Source organism: Amycolatopsis sp. NPDC045836 (assembly GCF_056431745.1).
Window position 1 is genome coordinate 150025 of the sequence record NZ_JBWKKF010000016.1, and the last position, 18167, is coordinate 168191.

Annotated in this window: 23 protein-coding genes; 11 read left to right on the forward strand and 12 right to left on the reverse strand. The window is 72.2% G+C overall.

The window, feature by feature from the left end:
- Positions 1-19 precede the first annotated feature (19 nt).
- From AC07EG_RS28705 to AC07EG_RS28715, 3 genes are read right to left on the reverse strand one after another with little or no spacing between them, the layout of a single operon-like run.
- Positions 20-814 carry an ABC transporter permease gene (locus AC07EG_RS28705; protein WP_478256317.1) on the reverse strand — a complete coding sequence of 265 codons (795 nt, stop codon included), beginning with the start codon at positions 812-814 and terminating at the stop codon, positions 20-22.
- Positions 814-1572 (reverse strand): ABC transporter permease, encoded by a 759-nt coding sequence (locus AC07EG_RS28710; protein WP_478256318.1) that lies wholly within the window; start codon positions 1570-1572, stop codon positions 814-816. The genes AC07EG_RS28705 and AC07EG_RS28710 overlap by 1 nt, the downstream gene beginning before the upstream one ends.
- Before the next feature lie 3 nt (positions 1573-1575).
- Complete coding sequence (locus AC07EG_RS28715; RefSeq protein ID WP_478256319.1) at positions 1576-2532, reverse strand: ABC transporter ATP-binding protein; 957 nt, start codon at positions 2530-2532, stop codon at positions 1576-1578.
- 154 nt (positions 2533-2686) lie between these two features.
- On the opposite strand from AC07EG_RS28715, the gene AC07EG_RS28720 reads away from it, so the two are divergent.
- Both AC07EG_RS28720 and AC07EG_RS28725 read left to right on the forward strand, forming a co-directional pair.
- Entirely contained in the window at positions 2687-3112 is a 426-nt protein-coding gene (locus AC07EG_RS28720; RefSeq protein ID WP_478256320.1) for a DUF2000 domain-containing protein, read from the forward strand.
- A gap of 88 nt (positions 3113-3200) precedes the next feature.
- Complete coding sequence (locus tag AC07EG_RS28725; protein WP_478256321.1) at positions 3201-4157, forward strand: DMT family transporter; 957 nt, start codon at positions 3201-3203, stop codon at positions 4155-4157.
- Here AC07EG_RS28725 and AC07EG_RS28730 read toward each other — a convergent pair.
- Entirely contained in the window at positions 4108-5286 is a 1179-nt protein-coding gene (locus AC07EG_RS28730; RefSeq protein ID WP_478256322.1) for a pyridoxal phosphate-dependent aminotransferase, read from the reverse strand. The two genes, AC07EG_RS28725 and AC07EG_RS28730, sit on opposite strands and share 50 nt — an antisense overlap.
- Positions 5287-5543: 257 nt before the next feature.
- On the opposite strand from AC07EG_RS28730, the gene AC07EG_RS28735 reads away from it, so the two are divergent.
- The 4 genes from AC07EG_RS28735 (at position 5544) to AC07EG_RS28750 (ending at position 9092) form a co-directional block, all read left to right on the forward strand.
- Positions 5544-6200: a type 2 periplasmic-binding domain-containing protein gene (locus tag AC07EG_RS28735; protein ID WP_478256323.1), complete on the forward strand. Its 657-nt coding sequence runs from the start codon at positions 5544-5546 to the stop codon at positions 6198-6200.
- Positions 6201-6283: 83 nt separating this feature from the next.
- Positions 6284-7045: a formylglycine-generating enzyme family protein gene (locus AC07EG_RS28740; protein ID WP_478256324.1), complete on the forward strand. Its 762-nt coding sequence runs from the start codon at positions 6284-6286 to the stop codon at positions 7043-7045.
- Positions 7042-7677, forward strand: a complete 636-nt coding sequence (locus AC07EG_RS28745; RefSeq protein WP_478256325.1) for a molybdopterin-dependent oxidoreductase — start codon at positions 7042-7044, stop codon at positions 7675-7677. Before AC07EG_RS28740 ends, AC07EG_RS28745 begins: the two co-directional genes overlap by 4 nt.
- Before the next feature lie 38 nt (positions 7678-7715).
- The gene (locus AC07EG_RS28750; RefSeq protein WP_478256382.1) at positions 7716-9092 is read left to right on the forward strand and encodes a class II 3-deoxy-7-phosphoheptulonate synthase; all 1377 of its coding nucleotides are present in this window, start codon (positions 7716-7718) and stop codon (positions 9090-9092) included.
- A gap of 3 nt (positions 9093-9095) precedes the next feature.
- Here AC07EG_RS28750 and AC07EG_RS28755 read toward each other — a convergent pair whose 3' ends face one another.
- The 4 genes from AC07EG_RS28755 to AC07EG_RS28770 form a co-directional block, all read right to left on the reverse strand.
- A complete protein-coding gene (locus tag AC07EG_RS28755) occupies positions 9096-9911 on the reverse strand; it encodes a TrmB family transcriptional regulator (RefSeq protein WP_478256326.1) in 816 nt (271 codons plus the stop codon).
- Between the two features lie 88 nt (positions 9912-9999).
- On the reverse strand, positions 10000-10302 hold the full coding sequence (locus AC07EG_RS28760; RefSeq protein ID WP_478256327.1) for a hypothetical protein: 303 nt from the start codon (positions 10300-10302) through the stop codon (positions 10000-10002).
- Positions 10295-10630: a DUF3253 domain-containing protein gene (locus AC07EG_RS28765; RefSeq protein WP_478256328.1), complete on the reverse strand. Its 336-nt coding sequence runs from the start codon at positions 10628-10630 to the stop codon at positions 10295-10297. The genes AC07EG_RS28760 and AC07EG_RS28765 overlap by 8 nt, the downstream gene beginning before the upstream one ends.
- A gap of 4 nt (positions 10631-10634) precedes the next feature.
- A complete protein-coding gene (locus tag AC07EG_RS28770; RefSeq protein ID WP_478256329.1) occupies positions 10635-11114 on the reverse strand; it encodes a hypothetical protein in 480 nt (159 codons plus the stop codon).
- 251 nt (positions 11115-11365) lie between these two features.
- On the opposite strand from AC07EG_RS28770, the gene AC07EG_RS28775 reads away from it, so the two are divergent.
- Together AC07EG_RS28775 and AC07EG_RS28780 are read left to right on the forward strand one after the other, a co-directional pair.
- Positions 11366-11809, forward strand: a complete 444-nt coding sequence (locus tag AC07EG_RS28775) for a Fur family transcriptional regulator (protein ID WP_478256330.1) — start codon at positions 11366-11368, stop codon at positions 11807-11809.
- Positions 11806-13320: a catalase gene (locus AC07EG_RS28780; RefSeq protein WP_478256331.1), complete on the forward strand. Its 1515-nt coding sequence runs from the start codon at positions 11806-11808 to the stop codon at positions 13318-13320. Before AC07EG_RS28775 ends, AC07EG_RS28780 begins: the two co-directional genes overlap by 4 nt.
- A 319-nt stretch (positions 13321-13639) precedes the next feature.
- Here the strand turns inward: AC07EG_RS28780 and AC07EG_RS28785 are convergent, their stop codons facing one another.
- Both AC07EG_RS28785 and AC07EG_RS28790 read right to left on the reverse strand, forming a co-directional pair.
- Positions 13640-14620: a methyltransferase gene (locus AC07EG_RS28785; protein ID WP_478256332.1), complete on the reverse strand. Its 981-nt coding sequence runs from the start codon at positions 14618-14620 to the stop codon at positions 13640-13642.
- Positions 14617-15156: an AfsR/SARP family transcriptional regulator gene (locus AC07EG_RS28790; RefSeq protein ID WP_478256333.1), complete on the reverse strand. Its 540-nt coding sequence runs from the start codon at positions 15154-15156 to the stop codon at positions 14617-14619. Before AC07EG_RS28790 ends, AC07EG_RS28785 begins: the two co-directional genes overlap by 4 nt.
- A gap of 197 nt (positions 15157-15353) precedes the next feature.
- On the opposite strand from AC07EG_RS28790, the gene AC07EG_RS28795 reads away from it, so the two are divergent.
- The gene (locus tag AC07EG_RS28795; protein ID WP_478256334.1) at positions 15354-15482 is read left to right on the forward strand and encodes a hypothetical protein; all 129 of its coding nucleotides are present in this window, start codon (positions 15354-15356) and stop codon (positions 15480-15482) included.
- A gap of 25 nt (positions 15483-15507) precedes the next feature.
- Positions 15508-15873 (forward strand): hypothetical protein, encoded by a 366-nt coding sequence (locus tag AC07EG_RS28800; protein WP_478256335.1) that lies wholly within the window; start codon positions 15508-15510, stop codon positions 15871-15873.
- A 1-nt stretch (position 15874) separates the two neighbouring features.
- Here the strand turns inward: AC07EG_RS28800 and AC07EG_RS28805 are convergent, their stop codons facing one another.
- Positions 15875-16132 (reverse strand): hypothetical protein, encoded by a 258-nt coding sequence (locus tag AC07EG_RS28805; protein WP_478256336.1) that lies wholly within the window; start codon positions 16130-16132, stop codon positions 15875-15877.
- A gap of 130 nt (positions 16133-16262) precedes the next feature.
- On the opposite strand from AC07EG_RS28805, the gene AC07EG_RS28810 reads away from it, so the two are divergent.
- The gene (locus AC07EG_RS28810) at positions 16263-17159 is read left to right on the forward strand and encodes a hypothetical protein (RefSeq protein WP_478256337.1); all 897 of its coding nucleotides are present in this window, start codon (positions 16263-16265) and stop codon (positions 17157-17159) included.
- Positions 17160-17180: 21 nt separating this feature from the next.
- On the opposite strand, the gene AC07EG_RS28815 is transcribed toward AC07EG_RS28810, so the two are convergent.
- Complete coding sequence (locus AC07EG_RS28815) at positions 17181-18143, reverse strand: lysyl oxidase family protein (RefSeq protein WP_478256338.1); 963 nt, start codon at positions 18141-18143, stop codon at positions 17181-17183.
- Positions 18144-18167 lie beyond the last annotated feature (24 nt).

Sequence of the window (18167 nt, forward strand, 5' to 3'; positions counted from 1 at the left end):
CTTCACGTATTCTGGGTGGTCAGGTGCCGAACTCGATCTCCCCGGTCACGCGGCCGCGCCGGACCATGCGGCCGAAGGACAGCGCCGCCAGCACGAGCCAGCCGAGGGCGACGGCGAGTTCGAGACCCAGTCCGGCGAGCACGGTGCCCGGGGCGGCGCCGTCGAGGGTGGCGCGGATCGCGGCCAGGCCGTGGGTCATCGGCAGCGCGGCGCAGATCGCCTCCAGCCAGCCCGGCCAGAACGAGGTGGGCACGCTGACCCCGCAGAAGGTCATCAGCGTCAGGTAGCTGACGTTGAGGGCGACCCAGCGCACGCCGGGGAAGCCGAGCACCAGCGAGGCGACGAAGGTGCCGTAGCAGTAGCAGGCCAGGCCCACCACCGCGATCATCAGCGGCACGAGCAGGGCACGCGGCTGCGGCAGCGTGACGCCGAACAGCGGTGGCAGCACGAAGAAGGCCACGGTCGCCGCGGTGATCCCGGCGGCCAGGTGGTGCAGCCCGCGGCCCAGGTAGACGGTCACGTGGGTGGACGGGGCGGCGACCATCAGCGCCAGCGTGCCCGCCCGCCGTTCGCCGATGGCCAGCAGGATGACCACGGTGGCGTCGATGCTCACCACGGCGACGGCGTTGCCCACGAGCAGGTACTCCACCTGCTCGGCCGAGCCGAGCAGCCGCCCGATCAGCGCGTAGAAGCAGACCTGGACGAGCAGGCGGGCCAGCCAGGTGAAGGTCCAGGTGCGCCAGGTGTAGAAGGCGGAGAAGTCGGCGTAGGAGGCCAGGGCCGCGTGCTTGAGCACCCGCCACTGCGCCCGCATCACGCATCACCCCGCGTGCGCCGCAGGCGCAGCACCAGGCTGAGCAGGAACCAGCCCGCCAGCAGCCCGGCCAGGCCGAGCCCGCCGATCGCGAGCAGCCGGGGCCCCGCGTGCTCGACCGGGGCGGCGCCGAGCGCGTCGCGCATCAGCTCGGCGGAGAACGACAGGAACACCAGCCAGGACAGCGGTTCCAGGAAGTCGGGCAGGTAGGAGACCGGCACCATCACCCCGGAGAGCAGGTAGATCGGGAAGCTCAGGAAGTTCTGGTACACCCCGCCGTTGCGGCTGAGCAGCATCCCCGCGCAGAACACCAGCGCGGTGCCCGCCATCGCGAACAGCGAAACCGCCATCGCCGCGGCGAACACGCCGGGGTGGTGCACCTCGGGCACGCGGTCGAACAGCAGCCAGCCGAGCAGCCAGGTCTCACCCAGCGGCAGCACGCCGAGCAGCATCACCGCGGAGATCCGGCCCAGCAGCACCGGGTGCGGCGGGGTCGGCCCGGCCTGGGTCAGCTCCAGCGTGCCCAGCCACTTCTCCACCTGGACCAGATCGCCCGCCACCGCGATGGCGAACGACCACAGCCCGATCAACGCGGGCGCCAGCAGCGCGTTGGCCACCAGGTCCGGGCGGGCGGCGTGCACCACCACCGAGAGCAGCACCACCGCGGTGAACGGAATGGTGCACAGGCTGAGCAGGTCGTCCGGCTGGCGGCGGATCAGCCACAGCTGCACCCGCAGGCCGGTGACGTAGGCGCGCACCGGTCACAGCCCCATGCCGCGGGGGCCGATCAGATCGAGGTAGACGTCCTCGAGCGTCGGCGGCACCGCGCGCACGCTGAGGACTCCGTCGTCGAGCAGCGACGCGAGCACGGCCCGCGCCGACGCCTCACCGTCGGTCCGCACGCACAGCAGTCCCTCGCGGTCGGTCACTTCGAGCACCCCGGGCAGTTCCCGGACCCTGGCGGCGGCCGGGGCGGGCACGTCCTCGGCCTCGACCCGGCGGTTCCTGGCCGACATGGCGGCCAGCCCGCGTGGTGTCTCGGTGGCCACCACGCGGCCTTCGTCGATCAGCGTCACCCGCTGGCAGACCGCTTCGGCTTCGGCCATGTCGTGCGTGGTGAGCAGGATCGTCAGCCCGCCGGCCCGCAGTTCGCCGACCAGCTCGCGGAATTCGCGGGCGGCGACGGGGTCCATGCCGATGGTGGGTTCGTCGAACAGGACGACCTCGGGATCGCCGATCAGCCCCCGCGCCAGGTGCAGCCGCTGCTTCATGCCGCGGGAGAAGGTTTCGACCAGTTCACCCGCCTTGGCGCCGAGGCCGAACCGGTCGAGCAGCTCGTCGGCCCGGCGGGCGGCGCGGTCGTCGGGCAGCCGGTACAGCGCGGCCCAGTAGCGCAGGTTCTGGCGGGCGGTCAGGCGCCCGTAGAGGCCGCGTTCACCGCCGAAGACGAGCCCGAGGCGGGGCCGCACCGCGGCGGCCTCGCGCACCACGTCGTGGCCGAGCACGGTGACCGAGCCGGAATCGGGCAGCAGCACGGTGGAGACGATCTTGCACAACGTGGTCTTGCCTGCTCCGTTGGGCCCGAGCAGGCCGTGCACCTCACCGGCGGCGACCGACAGCGACAACCCGTCCAGCGCCACGTGGTGCTTCGCGCGTTTCCCCCTGCCGGTGCGGAAGGTGCGGCGCAACTGCTCCACGCGAACCGCGGTGTGGTCCATCGGCGCTCCCCTCGGTGCGGGGAAGGATAGCGGCCGCGGCGGACCCCGCCGACGCGTTTCCGGCGCAGTGGCAGGGGGTGGTTTGACGGTTGCGGCGGCGGCTCCCTAGCCTGGCGTAACCACAAGGGTGGTTACTCGAACGAAGGGCAGGAGCATGAGCACCCCAGGACAGCCGGAGAAGGTGGCGATCGTGGTGGACGAGGGGCTGCCGCCGGGGTTGGCGGCGAACACCGCGGCCGTGCTGGCGCTGAGCATCGGCAGGCAGGTCGAGGCGATCATCGGGCCCGAGGTGAAGGACGCCGACGGCAGCACGCACGCCGGCATCACCACGATCCCCATCCCGATCCTCACCGCGTCCGCCGCCAAGGTGCGGGAGATCCGGAACGGGGCCAAGGCGGCCGACGCTGACCTGCTCGTCGTGGACTTCACCGACTGCGCCCAGCGGACCCGCACCTACACCGACTACACCGGGCTGCTCGAGGCGGCCACGGACGGCGAGATCAACTACCTCGGCGTGGCCCTGTACGGGCCGAAGAAGGCGGTGCAGCGGCTGACCGGGAGCCTGCCGCTGCTGCGCTGAACCACCGTTGACAGGGTTCGCCGCCGGACCCTACCGTGTGAGGCGTAACCACGAGGGTGGTCACTATCCAGTGGACAAGGGGGCCGGGTTGACCAGGATCGAGCAGGAGAACGGGACGCTCACTCCCAGCGGACCGGTCACCGGGCCGTCCCTCTACGGCCCGCTCGCCTGCGTTGTCATCGCCGCGGCGTTGCTGAGCAGCTCGTACACGCTGACCAAGGTCGCGCTGCGCGACGTGCCGCCGCTGACCATCGGGCTGATCCGGTTCACGCTCGCCGCGCTGGTGCTGGCGGTGTGGGTGCACGTCGTCCGGCGCTACCCCCGGCCCTCCGGCGCGGACCTGCGCCGGCTCGCGGTCGGCGGGCTGCTCGGCATCACCTGCTACTTCGCGGTGGAGAACATCGGCGTGGAACTGGCGACCGCCGCCGACGCGGCGTTGCTGGTGGCCGCCTACCCGGCCATCACCGCGTTCCTGGAGCTGGTCATCTACCGCCAGCGGACCAGCCCGAGCGGTCTCCTCGGCATCGGGCTGGCCGTCGCCGGGGTCTGCTTCGTGGTCGGTTACGCCCCCGGCGCCGGCGGGAACCGGCTGGTCGGCGACATCCTGCTGGTGGTCAGCGGGGTGATCTTCGCGCTGTACAACTTCTCCACCCGGCCCGTGGCCAACCGGTACCCGACCCCCGTGGTGCTCTACTACCAGTCGGTCGCGGGGGCGATCGCGTTCGTGCCGCTCGCGTTGCTGGAGGCAGGCCAGTGGCGCGCGCCGGAGCACCCGGCGGCCACGGTGGGTTCGCTCGCCGCGCTCACCGTCCTGTGCTCGATCGCCGGACTCGGCCTGTACGCCAAGTCGCTGCAGCGGCTGCGCCCGAGCACCGCGGTGAACCTGCTGAACCTGGTGCCGGTCTTCGGGCTGGTGATCGCGGTCGTCACGCTCGGGGAGTCGGTGACCCCGCTGCAGCTGGCCGGGGGGCTCGTCGTGGTCGTCGGGGTCGCCATCACCACCCGCAACGAGCACCGGACGGTGCGGGAGTCCGTGACTCGATGAAGGAAACCAGCCGCTTCGCGCCCACCACGATCTGCTCCTCCGACGTGGTCAGCGACAGCCGGAGGAAGCCCTTCCCGCCGGGGCCGAAGGCGGAGCCGGGGGCGACCGCCACCCCCTCCTGGTCGAGCAGCCGCAACGCGAACTCCCGGTCGTCCACGCCGGTCGCGGTGATGTCGACCCAGGCGAAGAAGGCACCCGCCGGCACGGGCGGCCGGAACCCGGCGTGCTCGAACGCGGCGAACAGCGCGTCCCGGCGGCTCCGGTAGGTCTCGCGCATCTCGGCGACCCGGTCCTGCGGCCCGCTCAGCGCGCTGAGCGCCGCCCACTGCGCGGGTTCGCCCACGCAGGCGAGCAGGGATTCCTGGCAGCGGGACACGACTTCGGCGGTGTCCGGCGGCACCGCGAGGTAACCGACCCGCCAGCCGGACATCGCGTAGGTCTTGGAGAAGCTGTAAGCCGAGATCACCCGGTCCCGCGCCACCGCGGCGGCACTGGTGAAGCTGCCGTCGAAGGTGATCTCGTCGTAGCACTCGTCGGAGACGACCCAGAGCCCGCGCTCGCGGGCGAAGTCCAGCAGTTCACGCATCCGGGCCCGGTCCACCACCCCGCCGGTGGGGTTCGACGGCGAGTTCAGCAGCAGGACCCTGGTGTCCGGGGAAACGTGCTGCGCCAGCCCTTCCGCGGAAGGGACGAACCCCGCGGCGGCGTCGAGCGGGTAGCGCTCGGCGCGCAGCCGGAGCAGGCGGGCCATGGTCAGGTAGTTGGGCCACGCCGGATCGGGCACCAGCACCCCGTCGCCCGGCCGGGTCACCGCGAGCAGCGCGGCGAAGATGCCCTGGCTGGCGCCCTGGGTCACCACGACGTGGTCCGGTTCCACCCGGTATCCGTTGCGCGCCAGCAACTTCTCCGCCAGCGCCGCCCGCAGCTCCGGCAGTCCCGCGCTGGGCAGGTAGTGGGTGCGGCCCGCGCGGGCCGCGGTGTGCGCGGCGTCCACCACGTGGGCGGGGGTGGGGAAGTCCGGATCCCCGATGTCGAGCCGGATCGCCTGCTCGTGCCGGGCGGCCAGCGCGGCGATTTCCCGGATACCGGAATGCGGTAACGCGCGGGCGGCCTCATTCAATTCAGCCATCGTTCATTCCCCAGTGGGTGGTGTGAGCAGGCGCGAAATGGACTCGAAGGCGCCTGGGCGGACAATTCCGCTGGGCGGATCGAGGTGGTCCGCGGGCGGACGAGCGGTACCGCCGATTCGCAGTTGTAGCCGATTTCCGCCGCCGGGTCAAAGCGTTGACTCCGGCTTCGGCGCTGCCCTAGCATCGATGGCCGTAACCATGAAGGTGGTTACTGATCTTGGTCCCGGTGCGCCGGGACCCTTTGGGGGTGATCGGCTTGGGGAACCAACGCGTCCGTGATCGGCTCAGACCGGGGATCGGCGCGGCGGCACCGGTCCGGGAACTGGTGGTCCGCACCGCGGAAGTCCGGCTCGGTGAGGTGATAGCGACACTCGGCCCGAAGGGGACCAGCAGCGAGGCGGCGGGCTGGGACCTGGCGGGCCGCCTCGGCACCGCCGGGGACGAGGGAGCCGTGGCGCTCTTCCCGTCCTACGAAGAAGCGTGCGCCGCGGTGAAGGACGGGCGGGCCAGCAGGCTGCTCGTCGCCAACGCCTACCAGGGCATCAGCGAGTTCTACATGGACCGGGTGCTGGGGCTGGAGCGGGCGTTCGTCTTCGACACACCGCGGTACGGGCTGGCCTCCAGGCAGGACCGCCCGTTGCCGCTGTCCTGCGGGATCAGCACCCACCCGGCGCCGCGCGCGCTGATCGGGCAGCTGCTCCCGCCCGGCTACGAAGTGGCCGAGGTGGACTTCGCGCTGTCCACCAGCGCCGCCGCCGAACGCGCGGCGAGCGGTGAGGTGGACCTCGCCCTGACCACGTGGCCCGCCGCGCAGCGGCACGGGCTCCGGTTCATCTCCCCCACCCGGCCCATCCGGATGCTGTGGTCGGTCTTCGCCCGGCTTCCACTGGGCGACCGGATTTCCCCGGAGTAAACACCGGGACACCAACCGTGGCCGAAATCCACGGTGGTATCCGCGTGCCCGGTTCACTGATTCCTTCGTCAAGGAGAACAGTCGTGAGCAGAATTGTGCTCGAATCCGCCCAGCTCATTCCCGGCGGGCGGTTCAGCCGGGGGTCTTCGCTCTCGCCGGATGAACAACCGGTGGCCGAGATCGAACTCAGCCCCTTTTACCTCGACACTTATCCGGTGCTCAACCGCCAGTTCGCCGAATTCATCGAGGACGGCGGTTACCGCCAGGCGCAGCTGTGGACGCCCGCGGGGTGGGCGTGGCTGGCGTCGGCGGGGGTGAGCGCGCCCAACTACTGGGACGACCCGCTCTGGTCGGACCCCGGTGTGCCGGTCACCGGGGTGAGCTGGTGGGAGGCGCTGGCCTACGCCAGGTGGGCGGGCCGGACGCTGCCCACCGAAGCCCAGTGGGAATACGCATGCAAGGGTCCCGCGGGCCACACCTACCCGTGGGGTGAGGACGAACCGGACCTGAGCATGGCGAACTTCGCCCCGGACTGCGAGCCGGTGGAGCGCCGGCCGACCCGCCCCGACGAGTTCCCGCGCAACGTCTCCGAGTTCGGCTGCCACGACATGGTGGGGAACTTCGCGGAGTGGTGCCTGGACAACTACGCGGTGGCGTACCGGACCTCGGGCAAGGACCCGGTGTACCGCACCCGCGAGGAAGACGACCACGTGGCCCGCGGCGGCTGCGGCCTGCACGACGCCGACTACCTGCGCAGCTCGGCCCGCGACCACTACCACCCGGGGCTCCGCGACAACCTGATCGGGTTCCGCTGCGCCCGTCCCGCGGAAGGACTGGACTCGTGAACGCACCCACCCCCACCAAACGCGGCCGCAAGCCCAGTTCCCTGCGCTACTACCAGGACGGCCCGCCGGAGCGGGTCGACCTGGCCGCCTGGCGGCTGGAGATCGCCGACCCCGGTGGCGTGCTGGGGCAGCTGAGCCACGCCGACCTCCAGTCGGTGCCGAGGGTCGAAGAATCCCGCCGGTATGTCTGCGTGTGCAACTGGAGCGTGCGCGAGGACTGGGGCGGGTTTCTGCTCGAAGACGTGCTGCGGCTGGCGGGCTGGCGGGGCACCGGCGAGGGCCTCTACCTCCGGCAGCGGAGCATCGGCACGCCGGAGAAGGGCGTGTACGAATCGACCATCCCGCTCGGTGACGCGCTCGCCCGGCGGGCGCTGCTGATCGACCGCGTGGACGGGGGAGAGCTGCCCCTCGAACGCGGGTATCCGTTGCGGCTCATCGATTTCGGCCTGTACGGCTACAAGAGCGTCAAGGGGCTGAGCCGGCTCGAAATCACCACCGCGTTCGAATTCGGCGAATGGGAGCGCAAGGCCGGGTACGAGCTGGACGGGCAGATCCGGCCCAAGCGGTACCGCTTCTGCGACCTCGGCAGGCACCACTTCATCGACGGTCCCGGCGAAGTGGTCGAGCTGTGAGCCCGGAGGCCGTGCTCACCGAGCGCGCTGCGGAACCGCTGGCCGACTGGGCGGCCACCGCCTGGTTCGAGACCGCGGCCACCCCGGCGCCCACCGGACCGCGTGCCCGGCTGGCCGAGGTGTGCTCGCGCCCGGCGGCGCAGCAGCCCCCGTGGGCGGACGAAGCGGCCCGGCGGCGGGTGTGCGGGGTGCTGGAGAGCGTGCCGCCCATCGTGGTGCGGCCCGAGGTCGACCGGCTGCGGGAGCAACTGGCCGAGGTCGCCCTCGGCCGGGCGTTCCTGCTGCAGGGCGGTGACTGCGCGGAGACCTTCGCCACCAACACCGAGTCCCACATCCGGGCCAACGTGCGGCTGCTGCTGCAGATGGCGCTGGTGCTCACGCACGGCGCGAGCGTGCCGGTGGTCAAGGTCGGCCGGATGGCCGGGCAGTACGGCAAACCGCGGTCGAAGGACGTCGACGCGGACGGCCTGCCCGCCTACCGGGGCGACATCGTGAACTCCGCGGTCGCCTCGGCGCCGGCCCGGGTGGCCGACCCCCAGCGGATGCTCGGGGCCTACGCGAACTCGGTGACCACGATGAACCTGGTCCGCGGCCTCGCCGGGGGCGGGCTCGCCGACCTGCACGGCGTGCACCGGTGGAACATGGACTTCGTGCGCGGCTCGGCGGCCGGGGAACGGTTCGAGGCGCTGGCCGCCGAGATCCAGCGGAGCCTGCGGTTCATGGAGTCCTGCGGGGTGGCCGCCGGGCCGCTGCACGCCGCCGAGATCTTCGTCAGCCACGAGGCGCTGGTGCTGGACTACGAGCGGGCGCTGGTCCGGTGGGAGCACGACGACCGGCCCTACGACCTGTCCGGGCACTTCCTGTGGATCGGCGAACGCACCCGGCAGCTGGACGGCGCCCACGTCGCCCTCGCCGAACTGCTCGCGAACCCGGTCGGGGTGAAACTGGGCCCGCAGGCCACCCCGGCGCAGGCCGTCGAGTACGTCCGGCGGCTGGACCCCCGCGGCGAACCCGGCAGGCTCACCCTGATCACCAGGATGGGCAACGACCGGGTGCGCGCGGTGCTGCCCGCGATCGTCGAGGCGGTTACGGCCACCGGGCACCAGGTGGTCTGGCAGTGCGACCCCATGCACGGCAACACGCACAAGTCTTCGTCCGGCTACAAGACGCGGCACTTCGACCGCGTCGTGGACGAGGTGCAGGGTTACTTCGAGGTGCACCGGGCGCTCGGCACCCACCCCGGCGGGATCCACCTCGAACTGACCGGCGAGGACGTCACCGAATGCGTCGGCGGCGGGCAGAACATCTCCGACGCCGACCTCCCGACGCGGTACGAGACCGCCTGCGACCCGCGGCTGAACACCGAGCAGTCGCTGGAACTGGCCTTCCTCGTCGCCGAGATGCTGCGGGGGTGAGCCCTATTCTTCGGGGCGCTGCTCACCCGCGCCGAACTTCTCCCGGAGCACGCTGAGCCCGGGGCCGAAGGCGGCCTCCAGCACGTCGCCGTGCGAGGAGAGCATCTCCAGTTTGTAGAGGTCGTGGCGGATCAGCTCGGTCACCGGGACCACCAGGCCCGGATGGGTGGTCCAGGCCGCCCGGCTGAGCCCGGCGCTGGAGACGTTGCCCGCGATGATCTCCTGGTTGTCGACGCTGACCACCAGCCAGCGCCCGCCGAGGCCCTTGGTGACCTCGTCGGTGAGCGGGTGCGGGTACACCCTGGCGAACGGGTACCCGGGGTCACCGTAGGCGACGGCGGTGACCTCGACCCCGCGCCCGGTCGCGGCTTCGAGCTCCCGGCGCAGTTCGCCGGCGTCCGGGGCCCAGATCTCCAGCATGATCTGGTGCTCCGCGCCCTGCACGAGCTGGCGGGCGCGGGCGATGATCTCCTCGCGGCCCTGGATGTCCCAGATGACCGCGTTGGTGTCCGACTGCGCGGCGTAGTCGTTCATCGCGGCCTCGGCGAGGTCCAGGCTGGTCAGCAGCTCCCCGCGCACCCGGTCGATGAGCTCCTTCGGCGGCACCGGGCCGTACTGCCGCGGTTCACCGTGGGTGACGTGCACCGCGCCCTTCTGCTCCAGGGAGGCGAGCACCTCGTACACCTTCGCCCGCGGCACCCCCGACCGCTTCGCGATGCCGTAGCCGGAGGAGGGCGAGTCCTCCAGCAGGGCGAGGTAGGCGCGGGACTCCCACTCGGTCAGGCCGAGCACCTTCATCTGCGCCGTGGTCGGGGGCATGCTCTTCTTCACGGTAGGCAGAATTGCGCCGGTCGGGTGAACTGTCAATCTGGTGCCGTGCGCGTGGTGCCGCGTTCGGAGCCGGTGGTCAGCCGAGCTCGTCCAGGCCGTTCTGCCAGCGTTGCCGCCGTTCGGCCGGATCCTGCTCCCACCACGGCGGGGTACCGCGCTCACCCAGTGCGACCTTCGCGGTGTGCACGCGGGCGCGGGCGTCCCGCTCGGCGTCCGGGTCCTGGTGGCGGCGGGCCGCGCCGACGTCCCGGCGGGCCCGCATCAGCAGGCGCCGCAGGCGGGCCGCGGCTTCCTCCGGGATCTCGGGGTCGGTGGCGCGCCAGCGACGGCCGCCGATCACCACGAAGTGACCGTCGGGGGTGCGTTCCGGCTCAGCCATCGGCCGGCCGGATGCGGATGGGACCCCGCCAATCGCCGTCCGGGTCGAGGGTCCGGCCGCGCTGGGTGAGGCGAACGTCACCGGCGCGGGCGAGCGCCCTGGCCAGCGCCCTGGCCTGCGGGAGCAGCGGGCGCCAGTCGTCGGCGACGGCCCTGGCGGCGTCGGACGGGCAGGTGCTGCGGTGCTCGCCGCGGGCGGTGGCCAGCGCGAGGATGGCGGCCCGCAGCCGGTCGGCCGGGGTGCCGCCGGTCAGCGCGGCCCTGGCGTGGTCCGCGCCGGGGCCACCGCCGTCCCGGGTCCGCTCCAGCTCACGCCGCGGATCACTCATGCGGTCAGGGTCGCACCGATCGGCGGGGTGCGCCACGCGTGCTCAGGTGGCTGCCGACCAGGCGGGCCGCGGTGCGGGCGGCCTCCTCCACGGCCGCCGGGTGCGTCCCGGCCTCGTGCAGCAGGGCGGCGGTGCGGAACAGGACCAGCAGGTGGCCGGCCAGCGCCCGCGGTGCCCCCGCCTCGGCGGCGAGTTCCGCCAGCCGGTCGCCGAGGGTGTCCTCGTGCCGCCGGATCACCTGGCGGCTCAACCTGCCCGCCTCCGGGGTCGCGGCGAAGGTGCAGCCGGTCAGGTCCGGGTCGAGGGTGCACAGCCGCAGTGCTTCGAACAACGCCAGCAGCCGGGCCCCGGGGTCGTTCCCGGCGACCTGCAGCTGTCGTTCGAAGACCGCCCGCCACCGGATGTCACGACCGTCCAAATAGGCGGCGAAGAGGGCGTCTTCGCCGCCGGGCAACGGTTTCCCGCGGATCAGCTCGGCGGTCACCGGGCACCTCGCCGCGGTGGCACCGCCAGCCCGTGGCGAATGGCGTGGCCCGCGTGGATGCCGTACAGGAAGTCCTTGCAGAAGGTGGTGAAGAGAACGATCGCTTTGCGCATGAGCCGAGGATCACGCGGATCCCGCGGTGGCAACACGGACGTCGGCGCCAAGAACCGCTGAGATCCGGCCAGGTGTGAGAAACCGCGGACCGGGTACCCGGCGTGAACTCGAATCGTTCCAGATTACGGGGGTGCGTGGTGGTCCAAGCCGGTCCGGAAGCCGAGCTGCGCCGAGCCGGGCTGCGGGTGACGCGGCCACGCCTGGCGGTGCTCGGCTGGCTCGCCGACAACCCGCACGCCACCGCCGACGCCATCGTCGGCGGGGCGCGCGAGGCGCTCGGCCGGGTGTCCGTCCAGGCCGTCTACGACGTGCTCGCCGCCTGCGGTGAAGCCGGGCTGGTGCGCCGGATCGAACTCGCCGGTCAGCCCGCCCGCTTCGAAACCCGCACCGGGGACAACCACCACCACGTGGTGTGCCGACGGTGCGGCCGGGCCGAGGACGTCGACTGCGTCCACGGCGCCGCCCCCTGCCTGGAACCGGCCGAGTACGCCGGGTTCTCCGTCGACGAAGCGGAAATCGTGTTCTGGGGTCTGTGCCCGGCGTGCACCCCCGCCCCGGTCCCCGAGGAGAGGAAGCGATGACCGACCAGCCCACCACCAACGACGCCGGCATCCCGGTCGAAAGCGACGAGCACTCGCTCACCCTCGGCCCGGGTGGCCCGATCCTGCTGCAGGACCACTACCTCATCGAGCAGATGGCGCAGTTCAACCGCGAACGCGTGCCGGAGCGGCAGCCGCACGCCAAGGGCAGCGGGGCGTTCGGCCGGTTCGAGGTCACCGCGGACGTCAGCCGCTACACCAGGGCGGCGGTGTTCCAGCCGGGCACGAGGACGGAGCTGGTCGCGCGGTTCTCCACCGTCGCCGGTGAGCGCGGCAGCCCCGACACCTGGCGCGACCCGCGGGGTTTCGCGCTGAAGTTCTACACCACCGAAGGCATCTACGACATGGTCGGCAACAACACGCCGGTCTTCTTCGTCAAGGACCCGATGAAGTTCCAGCACTTCATCCGCTCGCAGAAACGGCGGGCCGACAACAACCTGCGCGACCACGACATGCAGTGGGACTTCTGGACGCTGTCCCCCGAGTCGGCGCACCAGGTCACCTGGCTGATGGGCGACCGCGGCATCCCGCGCACCTGGCGCCACATGAACGGCTACAGCTCGCACACCTACCTGTGGGTCAACGCCGCCGGGGAACGCTTCTGGGTCAAGTACCACTTCAAGACCGACCAGGGCATCGAGAACTTCACCCAGCACGAGGCCGACCAGATGGCCGCGGCGGACACCGACTACCACACCCGCGACCTGTTCGAGGCCATCGAGCGCGGCGACCACCCGAGCTGGACGCTGCACGTGCAGGTGATGCCGTTCGACGAGGCGAAGGACTACCGGTTCAACCCGTTCGACCTGACCAAGGTGTGGCCGCACGGCGACTACCCGCTGCTCGAGGTCGGCCGGATGACCCTGGACCGCAACCCGACCGACCACCACACCGAGATCGAGCAGGCCGCGTTCGAGCCGAACAACCTGGTGCCCGGCATCGGGCCCAGCCCGGACCGCATGCTGCTGGGCAGGCTGTTCGCCTACGCCGACGCGCACCGCTACCGGATCGGCGCGAACTACAAGCAGCTGCCGGTCAACGCCCCCACGTCGCCGGTGCACAGCTACAGCAAGGACGGCGCCATGCGGTACACCAAGGTCGCCGACCCGGTGTACGCGCCGAACTCCAAGGGCGGTCCGCGGGCGGACCTGGCGCGCTACGGCACCCCGGCGGGGTGGGCCGCCGAAGGCGAAATGGTCCGCGCGGCCTACGCCGACCACGCCGAGGACGACGACTGGGGGCAGGCAGGCACCCTGGTCCGCGAAGTCCTCGACGACGCCGCACGGCAACGCCTGGTCGACAACATCGTCGGGCACCTGCTCAACGGGGTGTCGGAACCGGTGCTGCGGCGGGCCTTCGACTACTGGCGCAACGTGGACAAGGACCTCGGGGACCGCGTCGAATCGGGGGTCCGGGCCAAGCAGGACCAGACGGACCCCAAGGCGGACGAACAGGCCAACCCGGCGAGGGAGAGCATGCAGCGCAAGGCATGAGACTCGGCTGGTTGCCTGCGCCGGTCACGGCGTCGGCAACCAGCCGGTGGTGGGGCCGCGGCCCTCGGTGCTCGTGCCAATGAGCCGGACCGCAAGGCGGGCCCGAGCCAGCTGCCCGGCGAGGAAACAGGCAGCGAGGCGCAAGGTGACTCGGCGAAGCAGAGCAGGTAGCGCAAGGCTCAGCCACTCGGCGAGGAGAGCACGCAGCGCTGACGCAGGTGCTGCGAGGCAACCCGCCAAGGCGGAGTGAGGCGCAAGGCCCAGCCGGGTGCGGATTGCGGGTAGGCGGCGCTGGTCGCTGAAGCAGATGACGCGAGGCTCAGCCCACCCGGAACTCCAGCAGGCAGCGCTGGTCGCTGACATCGGTCACCGCGTCAAGCACCAAGCCATGCGCCGAACCCAAGGCGCGGAACTCGTCGACGTGGCGTTCCCGGCTGCCGAAGATGGCCAGCATGGCGAGGTCGAACTCGGTTTCCGCGCGTCGGTCGCCGACCGGTTCGACGACCAGGACGCGGCCGCCCGGCGCGACGGCCTCGGCGCACCGGGCCAGGATCCGGTGCGCCTGGTCGTCGGGCCAGTCGTGCAGGATGTCGCACAGCAGGTAGGCCTGGGCCCCGGCGGGGAGCGGGTCGAAGAAGCTGCCCGCGGTCACCGTGACCCGGTCGCCGAGCCGGTGCGTGCGGAAGGTCCGCTCGGCCTCGGCGGCGGTGGGTTCCAGGTCGAGCAAGTGACCGCGCACCCCCGGGTGGGCGGCCAGGATCGCCGCCAGCAGGGTGCCGCGCCCACCGCCGACGTCGACGACGGTGGCGAACCGGCCCCAGTCCCACGCGGCGATCTGCGGCACCTGGTCGCGGAACCGGTCGGTCATCTGCTGGTCGAAGGTCTCCCGCAGGTGCGGGTGCGCGGCGAGGTCGCCCCAGAAGTCGCGGCCGTAGCGACGCGGGTAGGCCGCCTGGCCGGTGGTGATGCTGTGCAGCAGTTCGGCGAACGCCAGTTCGGCCCGGCCTCCCGCGGCGTCCAGGTGCAGCAGGTTGGTCAGCCCGTTGCCCGCGTCGGTGCACAACGCCGTGCCGTGGGCCGTGGTGCGGTAGCCGTCCGGGCCGAGGTCGAGCACGCCCAGGGTGACCAGGTGGCGCAGCAGCAGTTCCAGCGCGACCGGAGCCACGTTCAGCTCGGTGGCGAGCCGGGCGGCGGTGACGCCGCCGCCACGCAGCCGGTCCGGCAGGCCGAGCGTGACCGCGACCCGCAGCGCCATCGGCGTGGCGAGCCCGGCCAGCTGCCGGAAGTCACCGGCCGTCATCGCCGCGTGGCCAGGGAACGGGCACGCGGCGGCAGCTGCAGTTCCCGCAGCTGGGCGGCCTGCCCGCCGCGGAAGCCGCGGTAGAACCGGAGCGCGCCGGCCCGCCTGCCGCCGCGGGAGAGCGCCACCACGTACTGCCCGGCGACGCGCTCGTCCAGCGGCCGCTGCGCGGTGAGCAGGGACAGTTCCGGCAGCACCTCGGTGTGCCTGCCGTGCCGCAGCTTCAGGTCGACCGGGCCGGCCTGGGCGGCGGCGCGCCGGAGGTCCACGCCGAGCCGTTCGGCGTGCAGTGCGTACCCGCCGTCGCACCGGGTGATCCGCACCTCCGGCACGGGGGCGAGCACCTTGCGCAGACGGCAGACGTAGGCGTGCAGGGCGGCGTCGTCCGCCCACACCCGGTCGATCAGCGGCCCGGCGGGCACCGGGCGGTTGACCTCGACCAGCAGCACGCTGCGCTGCCGCAGGTGGCCCACGGGCACCCGCCGGTCGCCGAGCCGCAGCTCGACCTGCCCGAACGTGCCGAACCCGACGTCCATCGCCCACCCCCTGTCCCGGTCGTACCCGGCCAGCGTAGGGCGGCGCCCGGCTGCGCGCGGGCGGAATCGCAAGATCGGGTTCAAGGTTCGCTCAGGATCCGGTGGTTGCGCAGCGCCGGGCGAGGTGAACGGGGAGGTCGCGGTCGTGGCAGCGGGATTCGCGGTGAACGCGGACGAAGTGGACCAAGCTGGAGACGGTGGCCGCCGGCGGGGCGCAGGCGATGACGGCCTACCGGCAGCGCGACCGCGAAGCCGCGGACGCGCTGCACCGCGGCTTCACCGACCTGCCGCAGGACCGACCGGAGGGTTCCGCCGAACCGCGGTGACCGCATCACCAGGACTACCTCGAGGGTGCCCAAGGACGGCGGCAACGTGCTGGGCTTCCTGATCACCTACGTCATCGGCGAGGTGAAGCAGAAGGCCGTCGACAAGATCTCGCCCTGGCTCGGCGCGGCGAACCCGCTCGCCGACCTCACCCCGGCGCTGGCGGGTGAGCTCTGGGACAGCGTGTTCGCCAGCGTGCACCCGAAGAAGGAGGAGAGCGGCGAAGGCGGTGACCTGGCGGGCACCGACTGGAGCGAGATCACCGGGCGCTACCTCCAGGGCCAGGCCGACGGGCTCGAACCGGCGCGGCAGAAGATCGAAGCGCTGACCGCGAGCCTGCAGGCCGCGCGGGAGCAACTGCGGAAGGTGCCGATCCCGGTCGGAGGCACGTGAGTCAGCCGTGGGGGCGCCGGGCGCGCAGGGCGGGCCGCCAGGCGGGCAGCCGGTCCGGCCGCAGCCGCTTGCGGGCCACCCCGATCCACAGCAGCACCGCCACCGCCAGGCTCGGCGCCACCATCAGGTAGACCGGCCAGGCCCGGAACCCCGAAAGCCACAGCATCACCGCGACGACGACCGACACCAGCGTCCAGGTCGCGGCGTTGGTGACGCCGTTGCGCCGGCACCGCCTCAGCCAACCTCGTCTGCCCCGCACCACGAACTCCCAGCACTCCTGCGGACACCATCCATGTCCCCGGCCGGAGGAATACCCCGATCCGGCGGTGGCCAACCCCGGTCCGTTCCGTTCAAGACGCCACCCGCGCCGATGGGTCAGGCTGGGCGCCATGACTGCTGATCTCTCGCGTGCCGCGACCTTCCTCGCCGGGCACGGCAGGCTGCTCGACCGGCGCCGGTTCGAACTGCTGCTGGGGCGGACCGGCCCGGACGCCGTACTGGCTGTGCTGGCTGCGGTGGACGCCTACCGCAACGCCGACGGCGGGTACGGCTGGGGCCTCGAACCCGATCTGCGGGCGCCGGAAAGCCAGCCCGGCGGAGCCCTGCACGCCTTCGAGGTGTTCGAGGACATCGCCCCGGCGACCACCCCGCGCGCGGCCGAGCTGTGCGACTGGCTGGCCTCGGTCACCCTGCCGGACGGTGGCCTGCCGTTCGCCCTGCCGGTGGCCGACCCCGGTGCCTGCGCCCCGTTCTGGGTCACCGCGGACCCCGCGACCTCGACCCTGCAGAGCACCGCGTTCACCGCCGGTGCGGCGATGCGCGTGGCCGCGCACGACCCCGCGGTGGCCGCGCACCCCTGGCTGGACCGCGCCGCCCGGTACTGCTTCGACGCGATCGCCGCGCTGGACGCGCAACCGCACGCGATCGCGTTGTCGTTCGCCGTCCGCTTCCTCGACGCCGCCCACGAACGGTATCCGGAGGCGCGGCAGCTGCTCACCCGGCTGGGCCGGTTCGTGCCGGAAACCGGGCTGGTGCCGGTCGAAGGCGGCAGCGAGGGCGAAACGATGCGCGCGCTCAACTTCGCCCCGGTGCCCGGGAGCCCGGCCAGTGCGCTGCTGCGGCCCGGGGTGATCGAGGCCGAACTGGACGCACTGGCCGGGCAGCAGCAGGACGACGGCGGCTGGACCGTCGACTTCGCCAGCTTCTCGCCGATCGCGGCCCTGGAATGGCGGGGTTACGTGACCGTGGGCGCGTTGCTCACCCTGAACCGCGCGGGACGGCTGTGAGGCTCAGAAGGTTCTCGAGGCTCAGGTACCGGCGCAGCGGGCCTGCCCCGGGCAACTGCGCACCAGCTTCACCACCGGCGGTTCGGTGAGCTTGGCCGGGGCGTGCGTCGCCCCGCCGGGCCACTGCACGGAAATGGCGATCGAGGAGGAATTGTTGGTGTAGTCGGTTTCGCGCAGGGTGCGGTCGGCGTTGACGGTGTTGACCACGTCGTAGGTCCCCGACGCGAGCCCGGTGATGTCGAGCCACTGGAAGTCCACGGAGTGCCGGTACTCGTCACCCCGGCCGACGGAGATGCCCTCGGTGACCTCGAGCGCCCCGGGATCGTCCATTCCGCACATGTTCCCGGACAGCTTCCTGGCCAGCTCACCCGCCGGGGAGTTCTCGCGGTCGCCGACCGCACGCGAGAGGTCCGCGGCGTCCGCGGTGGTGTAGCGGTCTCCCAGGCAGAAACCGTTCTTGCGATCGGTCACCAGCGTGCCGCCGCCGGGTGCGCGCACCGCCGAGTGCGCGAACCCCATCAGGTGCCAGTGCCGGTGCGACATCGAGGGTTCGTAGTAGGTCCAGGTGGCGGTCTCCTGCTGCGCGGTGTCGAAGGACTGGGGGATCGCCGCGCTGCGCCCGTCCTGGAAAGCCTGCCGGACCGCCATTTTCGGCTGGTCGCGGCTGGGACGGCGGCCGTAGAGCAGCAGCGGGCCGTCGCCCACGTTGTCCACCGTGGTGGTGAAGCGCAACCGCACCGCGCGCACCGTCCCGGCGCTGAGGCACCAGCTGCCGGGAGCTGCGGCGTCGGCCACCATGCACACGTCCCAGTCGCGGCACAGGGCGGGATCACCGCCGTAGCCGCCGGGGCAGCCGACCGGCGCCTGCCGCAGGTCCGGCAGCAGTTCCGAAGCCGGCGCGGTCGCCATCGCGCTCGGCATGGCCACCACCGCGGCCGCCACCACCAGCGCGGTCGCCGCCCAGCGCCACCGGGTCGCGTTCATCGTGCCTGATTCCCTTCGCGCGAG

Excerpts from the sequence above, each read along its gene's own strand:
- AC07EG_RS28730 (WP_478256322.1), bottom strand. The coding sequence starts at position 5,286 with ATGGCTGAATTGAATGAGGCCGCCCGCGCGTTACCGCATTCCGGTATC.
- AC07EG_RS28760 (WP_478256327.1), bottom strand. The coding sequence starts at position 10,302 with ATGGCTGAGCCGGAACGCACCCCCGACGGTCACTTCGTGGTGATCGGC.
- AC07EG_RS28705 (WP_478256317.1), bottom strand. The coding sequence starts at position 814 with ATGCGGGCGCAGTGGCGGGTGCTCAAGCACGCGGCCCTGGCCTCCTAC.
- AC07EG_RS28780 (WP_478256331.1), top strand. The coding sequence starts at position 11,806 with ATGACCGACCAGCCCACCACCAACGACGCCGGCATCCCGGTCGAAAGC.
- AC07EG_RS28815 (WP_478256338.1), bottom strand. The coding sequence starts at position 18,143 with ATGAACGCGACCCGGTGGCGCTGGGCGGCGACCGCGCTGGTGGTGGCG.
- AC07EG_RS28715 (WP_478256319.1), bottom strand. The coding sequence starts at position 2,532 with ATGGACCACACCGCGGTTCGCGTGGAGCAGTTGCGCCGCACCTTCCGC.
- AC07EG_RS28755 (WP_478256326.1), bottom strand. The coding sequence starts at position 9,911 with ATGCCCCCGACCACGGCGCAGATGAAGGTGCTCGGCCTGACCGAGTGG.
- AC07EG_RS28785 (WP_478256332.1), bottom strand. The coding sequence starts at position 14,620 with ATGACGGCCGGTGACTTCCGGCAGCTGGCCGGGCTCGCCACGCCGATG.
- AC07EG_RS28765 (WP_478256328.1), bottom strand. The coding sequence starts at position 10,630 with ATGAGTGATCCGCGGCGTGAGCTGGAGCGGACCCGGGACGGCGGTGGC.
- AC07EG_RS28810 (WP_478256337.1), top strand. The coding sequence starts at position 16,263 with ATGACTGCTGATCTCTCGCGTGCCGCGACCTTCCTCGCCGGGCACGGC.
- AC07EG_RS28720 (WP_478256320.1), top strand. The coding sequence starts at position 2,687 with ATGAGCACCCCAGGACAGCCGGAGAAGGTGGCGATCGTGGTGGACGAG.
- AC07EG_RS28790 (WP_478256333.1), bottom strand. The coding sequence starts at position 15,156 with ATGGACGTCGGGTTCGGCACGTTCGGGCAGGTCGAGCTGCGGCTCGGC.